The sequence below is a fragment of the Actinopolymorpha singaporensis genome, assembly GCF_900104745.1.
Taxonomy (GTDB): domain Bacteria; phylum Actinomycetota; class Actinomycetes; order Propionibacteriales; family Actinopolymorphaceae; genus Actinopolymorpha; species Actinopolymorpha singaporensis.
The window spans coordinates 2,241,647-2,261,869 of the sequence record NZ_LT629732.1 but is presented as its reverse complement, the minus strand read 5'-3'; the positions used below and the strand labels follow the sequence as shown (position 1 = coordinate 2,261,869).

Annotated in this window: 20 protein-coding genes; 6 read left to right on the top strand and 14 right to left on the bottom strand. The window is 72.5% G+C overall.

All coding sequences use genetic code 11. From position 1 onward, the window contains the following. Positions 1-18 precede the first annotated feature (18 nt). The 4 genes from BLU27_RS10320 to BLU27_RS10305 form a co-directional block, all read right to left on the bottom strand. Entirely contained in the window at positions 19-1,365 is a 1,347-nt protein-coding gene (locus tag BLU27_RS10320; RefSeq protein ID WP_092652752.1) for a glutamyl-tRNA reductase, read from the bottom strand. Further along, the gene (locus BLU27_RS10315; RefSeq protein WP_092652750.1) at positions 1,362-2,099 is read right to left on the bottom strand and encodes a redox-sensing transcriptional repressor Rex; all 738 of its coding nucleotides are present in this window, start codon (positions 2,097-2,099) and stop codon (positions 1,362-1,364) included. Before BLU27_RS10315 ends, BLU27_RS10320 begins: the two co-directional genes overlap by 4 nt. Positions 2,100-2,387: 288 nt before the next feature. Next, positions 2,388-2,681 (bottom strand): glutaredoxin family protein, encoded by a 294-nt coding sequence (locus tag BLU27_RS10310; RefSeq protein WP_092652748.1) that lies wholly within the window; start codon positions 2,679-2,681, stop codon positions 2,388-2,390. A gap of 2 nt (positions 2,682-2,683) precedes the next feature. Continuing rightward, the gene (locus BLU27_RS10305; RefSeq protein WP_241827901.1) at positions 2,684-4,429 is read right to left on the bottom strand and encodes a class I adenylate-forming enzyme family protein; all 1,746 of its coding nucleotides are present in this window, start codon (positions 4,427-4,429) and stop codon (positions 2,684-2,686) included. Positions 4,430-4,510: 81 nt separating this feature from the next. Here BLU27_RS10305 and BLU27_RS10300 point away from each other — a divergent pair, with 81 nt between their 5' ends. The 3 genes from BLU27_RS10300 to BLU27_RS10290 all read left to right on the top strand — a co-directional run bounded on the left by BLU27_RS10300 (position 4,511) and on the right by BLU27_RS10290 (position 7,682). After that, positions 4,511-5,413: an HAD family hydrolase gene (locus BLU27_RS10300; RefSeq protein WP_092652746.1), complete on the top strand. Its 903-nt coding sequence runs from the start codon at positions 4,511-4,513 to the stop codon at positions 5,411-5,413. An 84-nt stretch (positions 5,414-5,497) separates the two neighbouring features. Next, positions 5,498-6,340, top strand: a complete 843-nt coding sequence (locus BLU27_RS10295) for a sigma-70 family RNA polymerase sigma factor (protein WP_092652744.1) — start codon at positions 5,498-5,500, stop codon at positions 6,338-6,340. 163 nt (positions 6,341-6,503) lie between these two features. After that, the gene (locus BLU27_RS10290; protein ID WP_157728390.1) at positions 6,504-7,682 is read left to right on the top strand and encodes a DUF5667 domain-containing protein; all 1,179 of its coding nucleotides are present in this window, start codon (positions 6,504-6,506) and stop codon (positions 7,680-7,682) included. Between the two features lie 158 nt (positions 7,683-7,840). Here the strand turns inward: BLU27_RS10290 and BLU27_RS10285 are convergent, their stop codons facing one another. The 5 genes from BLU27_RS10285 to BLU27_RS10265 form a co-directional block, all read right to left on the bottom strand. Further along, positions 7,841-8,863 carry a lysophospholipid acyltransferase family protein gene (locus tag BLU27_RS10285; protein WP_092652740.1) on the bottom strand — a complete coding sequence of 341 codons (1,023 nt, stop codon included), beginning with the start codon at positions 8,861-8,863 and terminating at the stop codon, positions 7,841-7,843. Beyond that, positions 8,856-9,914, bottom strand: coding sequence for an NAD-dependent epimerase/dehydratase family protein (locus BLU27_RS10280; RefSeq protein ID WP_092652738.1), 1,059 nt, complete (start codon positions 9,912-9,914; stop codon positions 8,856-8,858). The genes BLU27_RS10285 and BLU27_RS10280 overlap by 8 nt, the downstream gene beginning before the upstream one ends. Positions 9,915-9,944: 30 nt before the next feature. Then, complete coding sequence (locus BLU27_RS10275; RefSeq protein ID WP_092652736.1) at positions 9,945-10,046, bottom strand: 30S ribosomal protein bS22; 102 nt, start codon at positions 10,044-10,046, stop codon at positions 9,945-9,947. 225 nt (positions 10,047-10,271) lie between these two features. Further along, on the bottom strand, positions 10,272-11,510 hold the full coding sequence (locus BLU27_RS10270) for an acetoin utilization protein AcuC (RefSeq protein WP_197681767.1): 1,239 nt from the start codon (positions 11,508-11,510) through the stop codon (positions 10,272-10,274). Positions 11,511-11,514: 4 nt separating this feature from the next. Further along, on the bottom strand, positions 11,515-12,579 hold the full coding sequence (locus BLU27_RS10265) for an ROK family protein (RefSeq protein WP_197681766.1): 1,065 nt from the start codon (positions 12,577-12,579) through the stop codon (positions 11,515-11,517). Between the two features lie 121 nt (positions 12,580-12,700). Between BLU27_RS10265 and BLU27_RS10260 the strand changes: the two genes are divergently transcribed. Then, positions 12,701-13,282, top strand: a complete 582-nt coding sequence (locus BLU27_RS10260) for an NUDIX hydrolase (protein ID WP_092652734.1) — start codon at positions 12,701-12,703, stop codon at positions 13,280-13,282. A 36-nt stretch (positions 13,283-13,318) separates the two neighbouring features. On the opposite strand, the gene BLU27_RS10255 is transcribed toward BLU27_RS10260, so the two are convergent. After that, positions 13,319-13,933 (bottom strand): GNAT family N-acetyltransferase, encoded by a 615-nt coding sequence (locus BLU27_RS10255; protein WP_241827900.1) that lies wholly within the window; start codon positions 13,931-13,933, stop codon positions 13,319-13,321. 224 nt (positions 13,934-14,157) lie between these two features. Between BLU27_RS10255 and trpS the strand changes: the two genes are divergently transcribed. Continuing rightward, positions 14,158-15,153 carry a tryptophan--tRNA ligase gene (trpS, locus tag BLU27_RS10250; RefSeq protein WP_092652732.1) on the top strand — a complete coding sequence of 332 codons (996 nt, stop codon included), beginning with the start codon at positions 14,158-14,160 and terminating at the stop codon, positions 15,151-15,153. A 66-nt stretch (positions 15,154-15,219) separates the two neighbouring features. Then, a complete protein-coding gene (locus tag BLU27_RS10245) occupies positions 15,220-15,600 on the top strand; it encodes a nitroreductase family deazaflavin-dependent oxidoreductase (RefSeq protein WP_092652730.1) in 381 nt (126 codons plus the stop codon). Positions 15,601-15,612: 12 nt separating this feature from the next. On the opposite strand, the gene proC is transcribed toward BLU27_RS10245, so the two are convergent. The 4 genes from proC to BLU27_RS10225 form a co-directional block, all read right to left on the bottom strand. Further along, a complete protein-coding gene (gene proC / locus BLU27_RS10240; protein WP_092652728.1) occupies positions 15,613-16,431 on the bottom strand; it encodes a pyrroline-5-carboxylate reductase in 819 nt (272 codons plus the stop codon). Between the two features lie 127 nt (positions 16,432-16,558). Then, the gene (locus BLU27_RS10235) at positions 16,559-17,491 is read right to left on the bottom strand and encodes a proline dehydrogenase family protein (protein WP_449709588.1); all 933 of its coding nucleotides are present in this window, start codon (positions 17,489-17,491) and stop codon (positions 16,559-16,561) included. 106 nt (positions 17,492-17,597) lie between these two features. Beyond that, positions 17,598-18,635 carry a hemolysin family protein gene (locus BLU27_RS10230; protein WP_092657501.1) on the bottom strand — a complete coding sequence of 346 codons (1,038 nt, stop codon included), beginning with the start codon at positions 18,633-18,635 and terminating at the stop codon, positions 17,598-17,600. After that, positions 18,628-20,064 carry a hemolysin family protein gene (locus tag BLU27_RS10225; RefSeq protein WP_092652726.1) on the bottom strand — a complete coding sequence of 479 codons (1,437 nt, stop codon included), beginning with the start codon at positions 20,062-20,064 and terminating at the stop codon, positions 18,628-18,630. Before BLU27_RS10225 ends, BLU27_RS10230 begins: the two co-directional genes overlap by 8 nt. Positions 20,065-20,223: the final 159 nt, after the last annotated feature.

The following is a 20,223-nucleotide window of genomic DNA, read 5'->3' as shown; positions in this document are numbered from 1 at the left end:
TCGTGGGTGTCCCGGGTGTCACGGTGCACCTCCCGGCTCGCCGGGCTGCACGGAGCGGTCCGGCTGGGCGGGCTCCACCGGCTCGACGCTGGTGAACGCCTCCAGTGCGCTGAGGTCGAGGGCGAACAGCTCCCGCAGGGCGTCGGTGTAGGAGGTCTCGACCGTCTGCTCGGCGAGTTCCTTCACCCGGATCGTCGGCGCGTGCAGCAGCTTGTCGACCACCCGGCGTACGGTCTTGGCCACCTCGGCGTGGGAGTGGTCGTCCAGGTGCGGAACCCGTGCGCTGAGCCGGCGCAACTCGGCCTCGACGACCTCGGCAGCCATGCTGCGCAACGCCACCACGGTGGGGGCCACGGTCGCCGCCCGCCGCGTGGCCACGAAGTCGGCGACCTCCTCGGCCACGATCGCCCGGACCGCCTCCACGTCGGTGGCCACACCGTCGTCCACCCTCTCGGCCAGCCGGCCCAGGTCGATCAGGGTGACGCCGGCGACGTGCCCGGCCTCGATCTCCACGTCCCGCGGCATCGCGAGGTCACAGACCACCAGCGGCCGGTCAGTACGCCGGCGCATGGCCGTGGCGAGGTCGACGGCGGAGATCACGGTGCCGACCGCGCCGGTGCACGACACCACCACGTCGGCGTCGGCCAGCGCGGTACGCAGGTCCGCCAGCGGGACCGCGGTGCCCTCGACCTGCTCGGCGATCCGGCGGGCGCGCGACGGCGTGCGGTTGGTGACCACCACCTTGGCGTCGTGGTCGCGGCGGAGAGTGGTGGCGGCGAGTGCTGCCATCGAACCCGCGCCGACCACCAGTGCCGCGCGTCCGGCCAGGTCGCCGTGGACGCGGACCGCCTGCGCCAGGGCCGCGCTCACCACCGAGCGGCCGGCCCGGCCGAGCTCGGTCTCGGTTTGCGCCCGCTTGCCGACCCGCAGCGCCCGCTGGAAGACGCCGTTCAGCACCGAGCCGATCGTCTCCGCGTCCTGGGCGTTGCGCAGCGCCGCCTTGGCCTGGCCGAGGATCTGGGTCTCGCCGACGACCATCGAGTCCAGGCCGCACACCACCGAGAACAGATGGCTCACCGCGCCGTCCTCGTACCGCACGTAGAGGTGCGGGGTCAGCTCGGCGGCGGAGACGCCCGCGTGGCGGGCCAGGAGCTCGGCGAGTTCCTCGACACCGCCGTGGAACCGCTCCACCTCGGCGTAGATCTCCACCCGGTTGCAGGTGGACAGCACCACCGCCGCGGCGACGTGCGGGCAGGCCACCGCGTCGACGAGGACCTTGTCCAGCGTCTCCGGTGCGGGCACCACGCGTTCCAGCAGATGGACGGGCGTACCGCGGTGGGACAAGCCGACGACCAGGATGCTCATGGGACGAGGGGGCTCCTCTCGACTGGGATGCCGTCGACCTGGCTCAGCGGGCCCGGGCCCGCGAGCGCCTTGCGTTGTTCGTGGTAGGCGAGGATCTGCAGCTCGGTGGACAGGTCGACCTTGCGGACGTCCACACCGGGCGGAACGCTCAGCACCACGGGAGCGAAGTTGAGCACGCTGGTGATGCCCGCCGCAACCATGCGGTCGCAGACCTCCTGCGCGGCGGTCGCCGGCGTCGCGATCACGCCGATGGCCACGCCGTACTCTGACACGACGCGTTCGAGTTCGCTGTACGCCTGGATGACGTGGTCCCCGACCTGCTCACCGACCCGCGCCGGGTCGGCGTCGAGCAGCCCGACGATGCCGAACCCACGGGACACGAACCCGGAGTAGTTGGCGAGCGCGTGGCCGAGATTTCCGATGCCGACGATCACCACGGGCCAGTCCTGGGTGAGGCCGATCTCCCGCGCGATCTGGTAGCGGAGGTACTCCACGTCGTACCCCACCCCGCGGGTGCCGTAGGACCCGAGGTAGGACAGGTCCTTGCGCAGCTTCGCGGAGTTGACGCCGGCCGCCCGGGCGAGCTCCTCGCTGGAGGCGGTCGCGATCCCCCGGTCCGCGAGCGCGGTCAGCGCCCGGAGGTAGACCGGCAGTCGCGCGACGGTCGCCTCGGGAATGCCGCGGCTCGGGCGCGCTTCCTGCTCGTTCGTACGGCGGGGGTTCGGCGGACTCACATCTCTCCCGTAGTGACACGAGACGCCCTGGGGCTGGGTGACGCCTCTGCTCGATCGGAGCCGTCCCGACCGGCGATCTCCAAGCCTAGGACTTTGTGAACGTGCGAACAAAATCGAGCGTAGCGCTGGGTGGACGTGCCGGTCGTCACATCCGGCGCACTCGGAGTGGATCTGCACGGATATCGACCCGTACGAGGGCACTCGGCATGATCGCCGGAACGCCGAAACCCGGACCACTTCGGCCGGGGTCTCGGGGGCTCTCGGGGGCTCTCCGGGCGGCGCTGGCGGTCAGCCGGCGGTGAGCGCGGCGCGCAGCCGATCGGCGTCGACGCGCCAGAAGTCGTGCTGACGGCCGTCCACGAAGGTCACCGGGATCTGCTCCCAGAACCTGGGGTACAGCGCCTCGTCGCCCTGGATGTCGACCTCGCTCCAGCCGACGTCCAGGTCGGCACACACGGAGGCGACCACCGCCCGGGCGTCGTCACACAGGTGGCACCCGGGCTTGCTGTAGAGCGTCACCCGCTCCGGCTGGGTCGGCTGGGTCGGCTGGGTCGGCTTGGTCGGGTGGGTCGGGTGGGTCATGGTCAGAAGCCGATCGCCGACTCGCGAGCGGCCCGCCGCAGGCTGGCCTTGGCGACCTTGCCGGTCACCGAGCGCGGGAGCTCGGGAACGATCTCCACGACGCTCGGCCGCTTGAACCTCGCCAGCCGCACCTCGCAGTGCCGGCGTACCTCTTCCGCGCTCACCTGCGCACCGGCGGCGGGAACGACGTACGCACGCACCGCCTCGCCGGTCTGCGGGTCGGGCATCGCCACCACCGCGACCTCGGCCACGCCGTCGAGTTCGGCAATGGCCTCCTCGACCTCGCGCGGGTAGACGTTGAAGCCGGAGACGATCACGAGTTCCTTGATCCGGTCGACCAGGACCAGGTCGCCGTCCTCGTCGAGGTAGCCGATGTCGCCGGTGGCCAGCCAGCCCTTCTCACCAGGCGCGTCGGCGCCGTCCGGCCAGTAGCCGGAGAACAGGTTCGGTCCGCGGACGAGCACCTGGCCGGGCTCGCCCACCTCGACCTCGGTGCCGGTCTCGTCGACGATCCGCAGCTCCACACCCGGCAGGGGAGCGCCCACTGTGTGCTTCGCCCGGTTGGTGGGTCGGGGCTGTTCGGTCGCCTCCTCCGCGGTCCCCGTCCTCCCCTCGGTCCCCGTCCGCGCAGCCTCCGTCCCCGCGCCGGCCGAGCACAGCGTGCTGGTCACCACCGGGCCGGCCTCGGTCAGGCCGTAACCCTCCTCGACGACCAGCCCGGTGGCCTCCCGCAGCGCGCTCCGCAGCGACGGCGGCAGTGGCGCCGCACCGGACACCAGCAGCCGGACGCTCGCGAGCCGGCGCGCGAGCTCGGCGTCGTCGGCGACGGCCCGCAGCCAACCCGCGAACACCGTGGGAACCGCCGGAACGTTCGTCACCTGCTCGCCCGCCACCAGGTCGAGGCTGCCCTCCGGGGTGAACCGGCGGACCAGGACCAGCGTGCCGGCCACCCGGGCGACCATGCCCAGGACTGCGTTCAGGCCGTACACGTGGCACATCGGCAGCACACCGAGCACCACGTCGGCGGGCGTCATCACCGGTGGCTCGATCGCAGCGAGCTGGTCGAGGTTGGCCAGCAGCGCACGGTGCGTGAGCATCACCGGAGGACTCGCCGCACCGGAGGTGAACAGCAGCACGGCCAGGGTCTCGGGGTCCGCGGGCGGAACGGCGGGCGCACTGGAGGCGGCGGCCAGCAACTCGTCGTAGCTGCGTTCGCCGGGCCGGGAGGCGACCCCGACCGGGACCACCACGGGAACGGCGTCAGCGTCGAGGACGCGGCTGCCGACGCCGACGAGCTCGTCCACCGCGGCCCTGACCGCGGCCACGGCCGTGTCGTCGGCGAGGACCACCCGGGCGCGCACCGCGCCCAGCATCGACCCGATCTCCTCGGCCGTGCTGGCGGGATTGAGGGGTACGGCGACCAGGCCCGCGCGCAGCGCGCCGAAGTAGGCGGTGACGAACTCCAGGGAGTTGGACATGGCCAGTGCTACCCGGAACCCGGCCACCAGCCCGGCACCGGACCAGGCGGCGGCCACGGCGTCGACCGTGCGGTCGAGCTCGGCCCAGGTCAGCCGGTCCTTCCCGGCCACCACCGCGAGGTGGTCGGGGGCATCCTGGGCCGCCCGCCGCACCAGGTCGGCGACGTTGACCGCCGTGTCCACCCGGTCAGGCTGCAGCTGCGTACGAGGCGCCATCACCACGTCGGCGAGTCTGGCACACATCGAGCCGCCGCGGCTTCGGGTGTCCACCGCCAGGACCACTCCCGAAGCCGGAGGATTCCCGCATCCTGACCGCCCCGATGTCGGTCGGGCACTCTAAGCTCGGTGGGCATGACGCCCGCGGAGGAATCCAAGCCGGCTCCGTCCCCCATCGCAGCCGCCGACCGACCGCCTGCCGACATGGCCGCGGCGGCGTTCTTCGACGTGGACAACACGCTGATGCGCGGCGCCTCGCTCTTCTACCTGGCCCGTGGCCTGCACTCGCGCGACTACTACCCGACCCGGGAGTTCCTCAGCGCGGGCTGGCAGCAGCTGAAGTTCCGGATCGGCGGGGCGGAGGACGCCGACGGGATCAGCCAGATCCGCGAGCTCGGGCTGGCCTTCATCGCCGGCTGGGAGGTCGACGACCTGGCCGAACTCGCCTCGGAGATCTTCGACGAGGCGCTGGCCACCAAGATCTGGCCCGGCACGGCCGCGCTCGCCCAGCGGCACCTCGACCAGGGCCAGCGGGTGTGGCTGGTCACCGCCGCGCCGGTGGAGATCGCCCAGCTGATCGCCGACCGGCTGAACCTCACCGGCGCGCTCGGCACCATCGCGGAGACGCAGGACGGCCGCTACACCGGCCGGCTGGTGGGCGACCTCATGCACGGCCAGGCCAAGGCCGAGGCGGTCCGCATCCTGGCCGCGCGGGAAAACCTCGACCTTTCCCGCTGCGCGGCGTACTCCGACTCGGCCAACGACGTGCCGATGCTGTCCCTGGTCGGTATGCCGTACGCCATCAACCCCGACCGCAAGCTGCGCAGGTACGCCCGCAAGAACGGGTGGCGCATCCGCGACTTCCGCCGCGCTCGCAGAGCGGCCCGGGCAGGGCTCGCGGCGGCGGCCATGGCCGGGGCGGTCGGAGGCGCGGCGGCGGCCGCCGCGGCCCTGCGCCGCACGGCCCTCGGCCGGCACCACTCCCCACTCGGAGTTCCGCTCCGGCGTCGCAACTCTGCGTGGTGGAAGGTCCGCTGAACGCACTGGGTTTCCCGTTTGCCGGAATTTCCCTACGATGCCGCGGACGGGGCCGTACCCACTCCTGCTGGGGGGCAGGTAGCGATGTTGGATGACCGCCGCACCACGTTCGCCGACCGTGCGGGCGTGCGGGAGCTCGTCACGCTGCTGCGCGCCGCGCTGCGTACCAACGACGCCTTGGGCCCGGTCGGCGGGCACCTCCTCGTCCCGGCCTCGGCCGGCTCCGCTCTCGTCTCGAACTCGTCCGCCGGGTCTACGGTCGGGCACCCCCGGGTGCCCGACGACGGCCGGCTGTGCCAGGCGTCGCACCAGCAGACCGCCTCGACCCGGACCCGCGCCGGTGCCCGCGCCGCCGGCGACCACGCACCGGCCGACGCGACAAGGGCCCGGATCGTCGCCCTGGTCGAGCTCGCCCAGCACGGCGACGCGGAGGCGTTCGGCCAGCTGTACGACCACTACGTCCCGAGCGTCTACCGGTACGTCTACTACCGGGTCGGCACGCACCCACTCGCCGAGGACCTCACCAGCGAGACGTTCCTGCGTGCCCTGCGCTCGCTGGGGTCGTTCCGCTGGCAGGGACGCGACTTCGGTGCCTGGCTGGTGACGATCGCCCGCAACCTCGTCACCGACCACTTCAAGTCGGGCCGGTTCCGGCTGGAGGTCGCGACCGGGGAGATCCTCGACTCCGACTCGGTCGCCGCGGGCCCCGAGGACGACGTACTCACCCGGTTGACCAACGAGGCGCTGGTGGAGGCGCTCCGGCAGCTCGGACCGGACCAGCAGGAATGCCTGGTGATGCGCTTCCTCAACGGCATGTCGGTGGCCGAGACCGCCCAGTCGCTGGGCAAGAGCGAGGGCGCGGTCAAGCAGCTCCAGTTGCGAGCGGTCCGCAACCTCGCCAAGCTGCTCCCCGACGGACTGCGATGACGTCGCCGAGTCGTTGATCACGGGCGGCGCCGGACCGTAACCACAGACGCCACTGCTCGTTCTCGCAGGTATCCCTCGGGACACCCCCGTCCTGGCGAACAACCACCGGATGCGCACGGAGAATCCCGGCCACCCGGTCGACTGGTCGAAGGAGCACACGTCGATGACCTCCCTCCTGGCGTCGCGCCGGCGGGCCGAGGAATTCGCCCGGCTGGTGGATGGCACCAGCCGCTCCGCCGACCCCGCGCTGCGCGACCTGCTCACCGTCGCCATGCGGCTGCGGCCATGCGCGGTCGAGCCGTCGGAGCAGTTCCGTACGGCCCTCCGGGAGCGTCTGCTGGTGGCCGCCGCCCGCACTTCCGCCGCGGAGGGCGACAGTGCCGTCGAGCCCCGTTGGGGTGGCGCCGGGGCGCGCGCGAACCGCACGGGCCGGCCCGCGGACGCGACTCCGAGCCGTTCACGAATCGTCGCCGTCGCCGCCGCGCTGGTGCTGGCCGGCGGGGTGGCCGGAACGGCCGCCGCGGCCCACGACGCCCAGCCGGGCGGGATGTTCTACCCCATCAAGATCGGCCTGGAGCGCACCCAGGTCGCGGTGGCGTCCAGCCAGGAGTCACGCGGCCGGGAGTACCTCACCCAGGCCTCGGCCCGGCTGGCCGAGGTGGGCCGGATGGCCGACAGCGCGCCGCTCCGCGACACCGACACCGAACGCGTCGACCTGGCGCGGACCACCCTGGAGCAGGTGAGCGTGGACACCCGCCGGGGCGCCGACCTGCTCCTGCGGGCACACCGGACCGACGGGAGCACCGCGCCGGTGGTCGCGATCCGGGAGTTCGCCACCGGGGCGCGGCCGCACCTTCGGGAGCTGCGGCCGCTGCTGCCGCCGAACCTGTCCGGGTCGTACGCCCGCGCGGCCGCAGCGGTCGCCGACGCCGACCGCCGGGCACGTGCCGCCTGCCCCACCTGTCGCACACCGCCCAGCGGTCCGAACGCCCCTGAGCGACCCACCTCCCCGCGTCCCACCCCGACCTCCGGGCCTACGGCCGGGCCCACCTCCGGGCCGGCTCGGCCCACACCCGGACCGACGCGGCCGACCGACGGGCCCGGTCCGGTGCCGACCAACCCCGGCCCGGGCGGTCCGCGGCCGACTCGTACCGCCGATCCGCTTCCCCTGCCGCTGCCGACGCTCGACCTGCCGCGGCCCGGGCCGAGCAGACCGGGCACCCCGGACCCGAAGCCGACCACCCCGGCCCCGAAGGGGACACCCACGACCCCGCCACCGCCGGGACTGCCGTTGCCGCTTCCGCTCCCGACGTTGCCCCTGCCGCTGCCGCTGCCGAACTAGCGCGCGCGACGACGACAACGCGGCCAGGCGGGATGCCGGGCCCGCACCGCGGGTCATCCGCGCCCGGCTGGCAAGGCGGAGGAGGAGACGCGTAGCGGTGTTCTACGCGCGACGACGACAACGGGCCAGGCGGGATGCGGGGGCCCGCGGCGGCGCCGTCAGAAGGCGTCGGGGCGGTCGAGGAGGAGTGCATACAACGTGTGCTGGATGGTTTCGCGCACCTGGTCGGTGAGGTCGAAGACCAGCATGGGGTCCTCGGCCGCCTCCGGGTCGTAGCTGTCGGTCGAGATCGGTTCGCCGAAGGAGATGATCCACTTCGACGGCAGCGGCACCAACCCGAGTGGACCGAGCCACGGGAACGTCGGGGTGATCGGGAGGTACGGCACTCCGAGCAGCCGGGCGAGCGGCTCGACGTTTCCGAGCAGCGGGTAGGTCTCCTCGGCGCCGACGATCGAGCACGGCACGATGGGTACGCCGGTGCGCAGCGCGGCCGCGACGAAGCCGCCCCGCCCGAACCGCTGCAGCTTGTAGCGCTCGGAGAACGGCTTGCCCAGCCCCTTGTAGCCCTCGGGGAACACCGCGACCAGCTCACCCGCGCTGAGCAGCCGCTCGGCATCCTCGTTGCAGGCGAGCGTGGTGCCGCCCTTGCGGGCGAGTTCGGCGATCACCGGCGTACGGAAGACGAGGTCCGCGCCGAGCATCCGGATGTGGCGGTGTGCGGGGTGGTGGTCGTGCACCGCGACATGGGTCATCAGGCCGTCGACGGGCAACGTGCCCGAGTGGTTGGCCACCAGCAGCGCACCGCCGACGGAGGGGATGTTGTCCAGGCCGCGTACCTCGACCCGGAACCAACTCCGGTAGAGCGGCCGCAGGATGGCGAGCAGGACGTTCTCGGTGAGGTCCGGGTCGAAGCCGAGGTCGTCGACCTCGTACTCCCCCGTCAGCCGGCGTCGCGCGAACTCAAGCCCTCCCGCCACCTTCGTCCGCCAGTCGTCGCCGAGGGTTCGCGCCGCCAGGCCCTGCGCCAGCGCGCCGGCCGCCTCGAGCAGGCCGTCGCCGAGGCTCGCCGACCGGCCGGCACCGCCTGCCGGGCCCGACCCGGAGTCCGTCTGTGAGCCGGCGCCGTCGGCCGAGGGCGAGCCGTGGAGGGGAATCACCTTCGCCTGGGAGGAGTCAGCCATGGCCCTGTCGTACCCCTTCGGCCTCGTCTCGCACATCGCGTATGCCGAGGAACGCCGCGGCCTCCTCCTCGGCGGCCGCGATGCGTTCGGAGCTCAGCAGGCCCTGTTCGTGCACCGCGGCGAAGGCCTCGAACGCCTCCGCGGTGGTGTGGGCCGGCTTGAAGCCCAGGTCCTCGCGCATCCGGGTGGTGTCGACGCCGCGACCGTAGGTGAGGTAGGAGAGCTGTTCGGGGGTGAAGTCGGCCAGCCGGGCGGCCCGGAACATCTGCCCGAAGGTCGCCACCGCGAACGCCGGAACGGGGGCCGTTGGCCGGCCCATCCGGCGAATGGCCTGGGACAGCATCAGCATGCCGTCCCCGGCGATGTTGAACGTGCCGGGCACCTGGCCGACGGTGGCGAGGCGCAGCGACTCCAGCAGGTCGTCCTCGTGGACGAACTGCAGCCGCGCGTCGAAGCCGAGCACCGTCGGCACCACCGGCAGCGTGAAGTAGCGCGTCATCGGGGTGCGCACCCGTGGACCGATGACGTTGGCGAACCGGAGCGTCGTCACCGCGACGTCCGGGCGGCGCCGGGCGAAGCCGCGAACGTAACCCTCCACCTCCACCGCGTCCTTGGCGAACCCGGACTGCGGCAGCGCACGCGGCTCCATGTCCTCGGTGAACATCGCCGGGTCCGCCGGCGACGCACCGTACACCGCCGTGGAGGACTTGACCACGACCTTGCTCACCGACGGCAGCCGCTGGCAGGCGGCCAGCAGCTGCATCGTGCCGATGACGTTGATCTCCTTCATCGTGGCCCGCCCGCCCGCGTGCTGCGGGGTGGCGATCACGTTCAGGTGGACAACGGTGTCGATGCTCTCCCGGGCGAGGACGCGGGAGACGACCGGGCTGCGCAGGTCGACACGTACGAACTCCGCGTCACCGAGATCGTGACGCGGAGGTACGACGTCGACGGCGAGCACCCGGTCGATGCCGGGGTCACCGGCCAACCGGCGCGCGAACCTGCTACCGAGATCTCGGGAGACCCCGGTGACCAGTACTACACGCGCCATATCGGCCTCACCCCGTGGGCACGAAGGTCGCTACTTCCCCTGACGCCTGCGCTGCACGCGCGTCCTCTTGAGGAGCTTGCGATGCTTCTTCTTCGACATTCGCTTGCGACGCTTCTTGATGACGGAACCCACGCGGAACCCTTTCGGATGTGTTCGTACCCCAGCCAATACGCACCCGAACGTCCGAAACCGCCACGCCTACGGGCAGGCGATGACCAGGGCGGACCGATGCGCCCTCACAGGGTACAGGCCGCGAGCCCGTCCACTTCCGCCCGGACCGTCCGGCTCCGAGGTGGGCTCTGGGACTGATTCTGAGACGGGCGCAAGAGGCGGGTTGGAGGTTGGGCCGAAGGCGGGTCAGAGGTGAGGGTCGAGGCCGTGGCAGGGGAAGACCGCCTGCCGGGTCGCCCGGACCGCCCGGTCAAGCTCGTCGGCGGGGTCGTAGCCGGTGTCCCAGTCGGCGTACGTGGGGTCCTCTCCGTCGGTCATCGCGGTCGGCGCCGGCCTGTGGCACTCCCTCGCCACCAGGTCGCGCCAGCCCGGCGGAGTCGGTGTGCCCGGCGAAAGCGGCCGACCGCCGGCGATCGCCAGCAGGTGACTCCAGGTGCGCGGCACCACCTCCACCAGGGCGTAGCCTCCCCCGCCGGTGGCCACCCAGCGGCCCTCGCACATCCGGTGGGCCAGGTCGTGCACGGCCAGCGCGGCTGCGCGCTGCCCGTCGACGGACAGCGCGAGGTGGGCCAGCGGGTCGGCCCGGTGACTGTCGCAGCCGTGCTGGCTGACCAGGACGGTGGGCTCGAACGCCTCCAGCAGGTGGGGTACGACGGCGTGGAACGCGCGCAGCCAGCCGGCGTCGCCCGTACCCGCCGGCAAGGCGAGGTTGACAGCGAAGCCCTCGGCGTTCGGGCCGCCGATCTCGGTGGGATAGCCGCTGACGTACGGGAACAACGTCCGCGGCGACTCGTGCACGCTGATCGTCAGCACCCGCGGGTCGTCCCAGAAGATCTCCTGTACGCCGTCGCCGTGGTGGACGTCGAGGTCGAGGTAGGCGACCCGGGGGCACCCGGCGTCCAGCAGCCAGCGGATCGCCACCGCCGGGTCGTTGTAGACGCAGAAGCCGCTGGCCGAGGCAGGCATGGCGTGGTGCAGCCCACCGGCGACGTTGACCGCGTGCTGCGCCTCCCCCGACCAGACGATGCGCGCCGCCTCGACGCTGGCGCCGGCGACGTGGGCGGCCGCCTCGTGCATCCCGGCGAACGTCGGGTTGTCCGAACTCCCCAGGCCGAACTCCGCGTCCGCCCACTCCGGGTGCTCGCCGGCCCGCTTGACCGCCTCGAGGTAGGCCGGGTCGTGCACGAGGGCGAGCAGCTCGTCGGTGGCCGAGGGGGCGGGCACCTGGAGCACGCGCCCGTTCGCCTCGGCCCCGGACCCGCCGCCCGGGGAGGCAGGCGAGGTGGACGAGGTGGTGTCGACCAGGCCGAGCTCGGTGGCCAGGGCGACGGTCAGCCGCACCCTGATCGGAGCCAGCGGGTGATGGGGGCCGAAGTCGTACGCCGTGAGGTCCGGGTCGTACACCAGCCGTGCGTGTCCGGTCACGTTCCTACCTTGCCGTTTCGCCGGGCACCGCGTCGAGCAGGGCGGCCCGGCCGAGCAGGGCGGCACCGAGTACGCCGGACTCCGCACCCATCGCGGCCCGCACCACCCGAGGGTGGCGCTGGAACGTCAGCCGGGCCAGCAGCCGGTCGCGAACGGGGTCGACCAGCTGGTCGCCGGCGAGGGCGAGCCCGCCGCCGAGCACCACCAGCTCCGACCCGAACACGGTGACCGCCGTGGCCAGCGCGTCGGCGAGCGCGGTGACGGCGTCGTCCCACACGGCGGCCGCGGCCGGGTCGCCGGTACGGGCCAGCCGGGCCACGTCCCGGGCGGTGAGCTCCGCGGACCCGTTGGCGGCGCTCCCCGGGTCCCCCGCGGTCTGCGAGGCGCGTTCGGCGTACCGGCGGACGACGGCGGTGGCCGAGGCAAGCGTCGCCAGGCAGCCGTACTGCCCGCAGGTGCACTGCGTCCCGCCGGGGTCGACCACGACGTGCCCGAGTTGGCCGGCGTACCCACCACCGACGAGCAGCCGGCCGTCACTGACCACGCCGGCGCCGATGCCGGTGCCGAGGGTCACCAGCAACGCGTCGTCGGATTCGCGGGCGGCGCCCAGCCGCCACTCGGCGACGCACGCCGAGCGGACGTCGTGCCCGAGCGCCACCGGCAGACCCGTCGCCTCGGACAGAAGCGTGCGCACCGGGGTGTCCCGCCAGCCGAGATTGGCCGCGACCACGGCGACGCCGCGCTGTTCGTCGATGATGCCGGGTACGGCGACGCCGAGCGCCGCCACGTCGCCGCGCGGCTCCTCGTTCCGTGTACGTTCCAGCAGCCCGGCCACGACCGAGACGACCGCGGACAGCACTGTGTCGGCGTCGCGGGCCGGCGGTGTCGGCTCCTCCACCCGGGCGCCGACCTGTCCATCGGCGTACACCACCGCGGCCTTGATCAACGTCCCGCCGACGTCCACCCCGATGACGGGTGCGGAGTCGGGTGCAGGCTCAGCGGGCTGTGCGTTCGGATCGGGCTGCGGGGGCTCGGCAGACGGCGCGGGCTCGAGCGGGGAGTTCGTCACGCGTGCCATCCTGCCCCAGAACGGATCACGAGTACGGACGCGCTCCCGGCCCTTCCCGCCGAACGCCGGCGGGTGATCCATCGGGGAGCACCGCGCAGGGCAGGTCCTAGGGTCTTCGGGCATGGACGTGATCCCCGCCGGGCCGGCCGACCGTTTCCCCCTGCTCTTCGCACCGCAGCGGTGGGAGTGGGCGGGCCTCGACGCGCAGTTCTCCACGACACTCCCGCCCGAGCCGCTGGTGCAGAGCATCCACGTGGTCGGATTCGTGGGAGATGAGGTGGCGGTCTGCCGGGACCACCGCGACGTGTGGTTCCTGCCCGGCGGCACCCGCGAGCCGGGTGAGTCCGTGCTCGCCGCTGTCGACCGGGAGATCGCCGAGGAGGCGGGCGCCCGGCGCGTGGGCCCGCTGCGGTGGTTCGGCGCACACCACTGCGTGTCCGACCGGCCCGCGCCGTACCGCCCGCACCTGCCGCACCCGAACAAGGCCTGGCTGTGGTGTTTCACCGACGTCGTGGTCGACGGGGTGCCCAGCAACCCGCCGGGCGGTGAGCAGGTGGAGGAGGTACGCGTGGTCCCGGTGGCCCAGGCTCGGGAGCTGCTGCGGACCGACGGCGACTGGTACCCCGAACTGCTCGACCTGGCCGGAGAGATCCGCCGGGCCGAAGTGGCCGGCGACCTCACCGGAGGCGGGCAACCCGCCTGACCGGGCGACCTGCCGGCCACCTGGCCACGCCCGGCCTCACGCCCGGAGTTCGCGCACCATGCCGATCTCGTTCAGGCTCGGGTCGGAGGGCAGCGGCCCGCGTTCGCCGGTCGGAACGAAGCCGCAGCGTTCGTACAACCGGCGGGCCGGGTCGTTCCCGTCGGTCACCCACAGGTGCACCCGGGCGGCGCCGGTCCGGGTGGCCCAGTCGACCACGGCCGCCACCAGGTGCGCGCCGACCCCGCGTCCTCGCGCCGCCGGGCCGACCCACATCGAGACCAGCTCGACGGTGGTGCCGCCCTGCCACAAGCCGAGTTCGCCGGGTTCAGGGTCCTCGATGAACGCCCCGCTCATCCCGACCGGAGAGGCCGCCACTCCCGGCAGGTCGGCGAGGTAGCACGGGAAGCCGGTCAACCGGCGCCGCCACTCGTCCTCGCCGAACGTCCGCGCCTGCGCGAGCGTCGACCCGAACGCCCACGGCGCCTCCTCGAGCGCCGCCAGCCGGACCGCCCGCCACTCCCGCCAGTCGTCCGGCCCGACCTGCCGGACCACCACGCCGGGCCGGCTCACATCCACCTCCGCGCCTCCGGCCCCTGTCAAGGCAGCGTTGACGGCGCCCTTCCCGGCCGCCGGGTTCTCCACATTCGCCACGGGGATCATCCTCTCCTGCAGACACCGCATCGGCCGAGCGGTTATTGTGGTCGGGTGCGTGCGCAGATCGTTCTCCGACCCCTGGGTTGGTGGGCCGCCTAGGGCGGCCCCGATCCCGCGTACGACGCACCCCAAGCATCCGCGGCCGCCCCTGCGAGGGCGGCCGACGCATGTGTGGAAGCAGCCCTCGCGGCGGCGGCTCCGACCGACCAAGGAGCCCTCCCATGAACCACCCGGCCACGAACCGCACGATCTTCTCCGGCATCCAGCCCACCGGCCGGCTCACCCTCGGCAACTATCTCGGAGCGCTGGGCCGGTTCGTCGACCTGCAGCACACCGCCCGGTGCGTCTTCTGCGTCGTCGACCTGCACGCGCTCACCGTCGAGCACGATCCGAAACGGCTGCGCCAACTGACCCGCGAGACGGCGACGATCTACCTCGCCGCCGGGCTCGACCCGGCGGTCTGCGTACTCACCAGACAGAGCGACCTGTCCGCACACACCGAACTCATGTACCTCCTGGAGTCGACGGCCTACGTCGGCGAGCTGAACCGGATGATCCAGTTCAAGGAGAAGGGTCGCGGCCGGCCGCGCACCCGGGTGTCGCTGTACACCTATCCGGTGCTGATGGCCGCCGACATCCTGCTGTACGGAAGTACGGAGGTGCCGGTCGGTGAGGACCAGCGCCAGCACGTGGAACTCGCCCGCGACCTGGCGATCCGGTTCAACCGCGTGTACGGGCCCACGTTCGTCGTACCGGAGATGAGCCCGGCCACCGTGGGCGCACGGGTGATGGACCTGCAGAACCCGACCGCGAAGATGAGCAAGGACGCCCCTGCCGACTCACTGGGGTCCATCCGACTGCTCGACCCGCCCGAGGTGGTCGTCCGCAAGATCTCCCGCGCCGTCACCGACGCCTCGCCCGACGTCGGCTACGACCCCGAGAACCGGCCGGGCGTGTCCAACCTGCTGGAGATCCTCGCGGGCTGCACCGGCGAGGCCGACCCGGCTGCCCTCGCCGGGAAGTACGACGGCTACGCCGCGCTCAAACGGGACACCGCCGACGCGGTGGTGAGCATTCTGGAGCCGCTGCAGAACAGCTACGCCGAACTCGCCGCGGACCCGGCACACGTCGACGCGACCCTGCGCCTGGGCGCCGAACGCGCGCGGGAACTCGCCGCTCCGACACTCGCCGCCGCCCGGACGGCGATCGGGTTGTGAAGGACGAGATGTGTCTCGAAGCCTGCAGGTGTTGATCCGTCCGGGAAGCCGGGGGACGATCAGGCCATGGTGCTGAGCAAGCGGATCGCGAGGTTCAACAAGGTCGCCACCAACCGAGTTCTCGGGAAGGCCGCACCACGGTTCCGGGGCATGGCGACGGTCGTCCACCAGGGCCGCAGGTCGGGGCGCCGGTACGAGACGCCGGTGAACGTCTTCGAACGCCCCGAGGGCTACGTCATCGCCCTTACCTACGGCCCGGACTCGGACTGGGTGCGCAACGTCCTCGCCGCGGGCGGCTGTGAGATCGTCACCAGGGGCGAGACGATCCGGTTGACCGACCCCCGGCTGGTGCACGACGAAAGCCGTACGGACATGCCGAAGCGGGTCAGGTTCATCCTGGCCCGCGTCGGTGTGAGCGACTTCCTGCACCTGCGCCGCGCGGACTGAGCCGGGCGGCGGTCACTCAGCGGCGGCCGCGATCTCCCGGGCCCGGTCGCGGGCGGCCTCGATCGCGTCCAGGACCGCCGCCCTGACCCGGTGGCTCTCCAGCTCGCGGATGGCGCTGATCGTGGTGCCGCCCGGAGATGTCACCGCCTCCCGCAGCGCCACCGGATGCTCACCGGTGTCCCGCAGCATCACCGCCGCACCGAGCGCTGCCTGCACGATCAGGTCGTGCGCCACCTGGCGCGGAAGCCCGAGCAGGATGCCGGCGTCGGTCATCGCCTCGACGAGGTAGTAGAAGTACGCCGGACCCGAACCCGACAGCGCCGTCACCGCGTCCTGCTGCGACTCCGGCAGCCGCAGCGTCTCCCCCAGCGGGCGCAGCATCTCCTCGGTCAGCGCGAGGTGCTCGGCGCTGGCGTGCGAACCGGCCGAGATCGCGCTCATCGCCTGGTCGACCAGGGCCGGGGTGTTGGACATCACCCGTACGACCGGGGTGGCATCCGGCAGCCGCTTCTCGAAGAACGCGGTCGGCAGGCCCGCGCACAGGGTCACCACCAGCCTCCCGGCCGGTACGGCCGGAGCGAGCTCGACCATCAACGTGCCGGCGTCCTGCGGCTTGACCGCGATGACCAGCACGTCCGCGGTGGCGGCCGCCTCGGCGTTGGGCAGCACGCGGACGCCGTAGCGTTCGGCGAGCTGCTCACCACGCTCGGCCCGGCGGGCGGTCGCTATCAGCCGGGTCGCCGGCCAGCCGGCCCGGAGCAGGCCGGACAGGATGGCCTCGCCCATCTTGCCGGCGCCGATCACGGCGATCGTGTGCTGGACGGCGTTCATCGCGACATCATCCTTCGGCGGGTGGGGTTGTCGTACGGGCTCGCAACTACACCTACACCCACGTGGACCCACGTCGTCCGGCGCGGTGCCGCCGTCCGGTGCGGCGCACAGCCCGGTCGGGCCGGGGTCAGGTCCGGGTGAGCAGCGAGCGCAGGAAGAAGGCGGTGTTGGCCGGACGCTCGGCCATGCGGCGCATGAGGTAGGCGTACCACTCGTCGCCGTACGGCACGTAGACCCGGACCGTGTCACCCAGGTCGGCCAAGCGCCTCTGCTCCTGGGGCCGGATGCCGTACAGCATCTGGAACTCGTAGCTGCCGCGGGACCGGTCGTGGCGCATCGCGAGAGCACCGGCGATCTCGATCAGCCGCGGATCGTGGGTGGCGATCATCGGGTAGCCCTGGCCGGCCATCAGGATCTTCAGGCAGCGGACGTAGGACCGGTCCACGTCGGCGGTCTTCTGGTACGCCACGGAGGCGGGCTCGTTGTAGGCGCCCTTGCACAACCGCACCCGCGAACCCTCGTGGGCGAGATCGCGGCAGTCGGCCTCGGTGCGGTGGAGGTAGGCCTGCAGGACGGCACCGGTCTCGGGGAAGTCGCGGCGCAGCTCGTGCAGGATCGACAGGGTGGCATCGACGGAGGTGTGGTCCTCCATGTCGAGGGTCACCGTGGTGCCGGCGTTCCTGGCGGCGTCGGCGATGGACCGGGCGTTGTCGAGGGCGATCTTCTCTCCGTCGGAGCCGAGTGACCTTCCGACGGCGGACAGCTTGACCGAGATCTCCGCACCCCGGGTGAGGCCCGCGCGGTGCAGCCGGTCCAGCAGGATGAGGTACGACTGGGTGGCTCGGGTGGCCTGGTCGCGGTCACGGGTGTCCTCGCCGAGATAGTCGATCGAGGACTGCAACCCGTCGGTGAGCAACCGCCGCGCGGCCTCCACCGCCTCGTCGGCGGTCTCTCCTGCGACGTACCGCGCCACGATCGCGGAAGAGACCGGCATCGTGGAGACCAGCTTCCGCAGCCGCCGGCTGCGGGCACCGGTCAGCAGCGCCTGGCGTAGCACCACCGTGACCCTCCCAAGGTCGAGCCCCGCGATCAGTGATCGGTCCGTCGGTCGGTATCCGGCCCTGTCAGGCTACGCCCCGGCACCCGCCCAACGGAGGCCGATCATGTCAGCGGGCCTCCTGGTGCTGGCGAGGGGGTACCAGTCGGAGGAGTACGTCGTCCAGGGTGAGTACCCCTGTCGTCGTACCCGACTCGTCGTCGACCCGGGCCAGGTGACTCGCACCGAGCCGGAGGGCGGCGAGCACCTCCACCAGCGGAGTGCCGGTGGTGATCGCCGGCAGCCGGCGGATCCGGTCCGGCGTCAGCGGCCGGGGCCTCTCGTCGGAGGTGTCGGCGAGGACGTCCTTGAGGTGGACGTACCCGGACAGAACTCCCCCCACGTCGCGGCGCGGGAAACGCGAGTGGCCGGTACGGGCGGACAGCTGCTCCACGTCGGCGGCAGTTGCGCCGGCGTCGATCAGCACCACCGAGTCCAGCGGGATGGCGACGTCACCGGCGGTGCCCTCGGCGAACGCCAGCGCCTCGGAGGTCAGCCGGTGCTCGTCCTCGTCGACCAGGCCCTCGTCGCGCGACTCGGCCAGCAGGTGCCCCACCTCCTCGTGGGTCACCGCGTCGTCCACCTCGTTCTGCGGGGTGACCCGCAGCAGCCACAGGACGCCGTTGGCGACGCCGTTCAGCCCGGTGATCACCGGGCGGATGGCCCGCACCATCGCCCGCAGCGGCGGGCCGAGGGCGAGTGCCGCCCGGTCCGGCGCGGCCAGCGCGATGTTCTTGGGGACCATCTCCCCCAGTACGACGTGCAGCGCCACGACCACCAGCAACGCGATCACGATGGCGACCGGGTGGAGCAGCGCGTGAGGTACGCCGACCGCCTCGAACGCCGGCTGGATCAGGTGAGCCAGGGCGGGTTCGGCGACCGCGCCGAGCCCGACCGTGGACAACGTGATGCCGAGCTGGGCGCCGGCCATCATCAGCGTCACCCGGCGGATGGCCCACATGGTCGACCGCGCCCGGCGCGACCCGGCCTCCACCAGCGGCTCGATCTGGCTGCGGCGGACCGAGACCAGCGAGAACTCCGCTCCGACGAAGAACGCGTTCGCCGCCAGCAGGACGACCGAAAGGATCAGTGCGGCGCCGTCACTCATGGCCGGCACCTCTGTGTCCGTTGCGTGCCTGGCGGTTGCCCGCCTGCCCGTTGTCCCCGTGCCCGTTGCCCCCGTGGCGGTCGCCCGCCCCCAGGCCGCCCTCCTCCTGGACGTCGCCGGGGTGGTCACCGTCGGACACGCGTTCGAGGTGCACCTGGTCGATGCGATGGTTGTCCATCCGGGCCACCGTGATCCGTACGCCGTCCACGGCTGCGACGTCTCCGGCGTCGGGCACCTTGCCCAGCAGATGCAGCACCAGTCCGGCGACGGTCTCGTACCGGTGGTCGTCGGCGGGCAGCCGGATGCCGGTCAGGTCGCGAACCTCGTCCGGACGGAGCAGGCCGGAGATCACCCAGCCGTCACCGGTGCGCTCGTGAGTCGGGGTCTGCTCGTCGTGTTCGTCCGACACCTCGCCGACGATCTCCTCCACCACGTCCTCGAAGGTGGTGATGCCTGCGGTCCCGCCGTACTCGTCGAGGACGACGCAGAGCTCGGTCCGGTAGTCGCGCAGCGCCCACAGGACCTCGTCCAGCGGTGCCGTGTCGGGCACCACCAGGGGCTCGCCGGCGAGCGTACCGACGGTGGTGGTCGCCCGCTCCGCGGCCGGCACCGCGACCGCCTGGCTCAGCTCGACCACGCCCACGATGTCGTCCAGGTCGTCACCGCGCGCCACCGGGAACCGGGACAGGCCGTGCTCGCGGGCCAGGTCGATCACCCGCTGTGCGGGATCGTGGTCCGCCAGCCAGACCAGCCGGGTGCGCGGGGTGATCACGTCGCGCGCCCGCTTGTCGTCGAAGCGGAGCATGCGTTCGACCAGAGCGGCGGTGGACCGCGCCAGCGAGCCTGACTCGGCCGAACTCCGTACGACCGACACCAGCTCCTCAGGTGTGCGGGCCGAGGCCAGCTCCTCCTGCGGCTCGATGCCGAGCGCCCGGACGACACGGTTGGCGGTGCTGTTGAGCGCCCCGGTGAGCGGCTTGGTGGCGGTGGTGAAGACCCGCTGCGGCAACTGCACCATCCGGGCCACGCCCAACGGGTGGGCGATGGCGAGGTTCTTCGGCACCAGTTCGCCGAACACCATGGTGGCCAGCGTCACCAGCACCAGCGCGAGAGTCAGGGAGATCCCGCGCACCGCGCCGTCGCCGACACCGACCGCGGTGAGCGGGGCGTGCAGCAGCTTGGCCACCGCGGGTTCGGCCAGCCAACCGACGGCCAGGTTGGTGAGCGTGATACCGATCTGGGCGCTGGACAGGTGGGTGGAGAGGTTCGGGAGAGCGGCTTCGAGGCTGCGCGCTCCCTTCATCCCGGCCTCGGCGGCTCGCTGGACCGCGGGCCGGCTCACCGTCACCAGCGAGAACTCCGCGGCGACGAAGACACCGCAGACCAGGATGAGAAGGACGGACGCCGCCACCAGCACGGCGGTCAGCATGTGGACGTCACCAGCGCTTCGCTGCCGGGCCGGCGGTCGGACGGATGTCGGTACGCCGCTCCGGCGGAGCGTTGTGAACCTGCCATGTCTCCTGTCCAGTGGACGGGGTCGTCGGTGCGAGCCGGCGGCGGGTAGACCCGAGGTGTGCCCCGGCGTCCG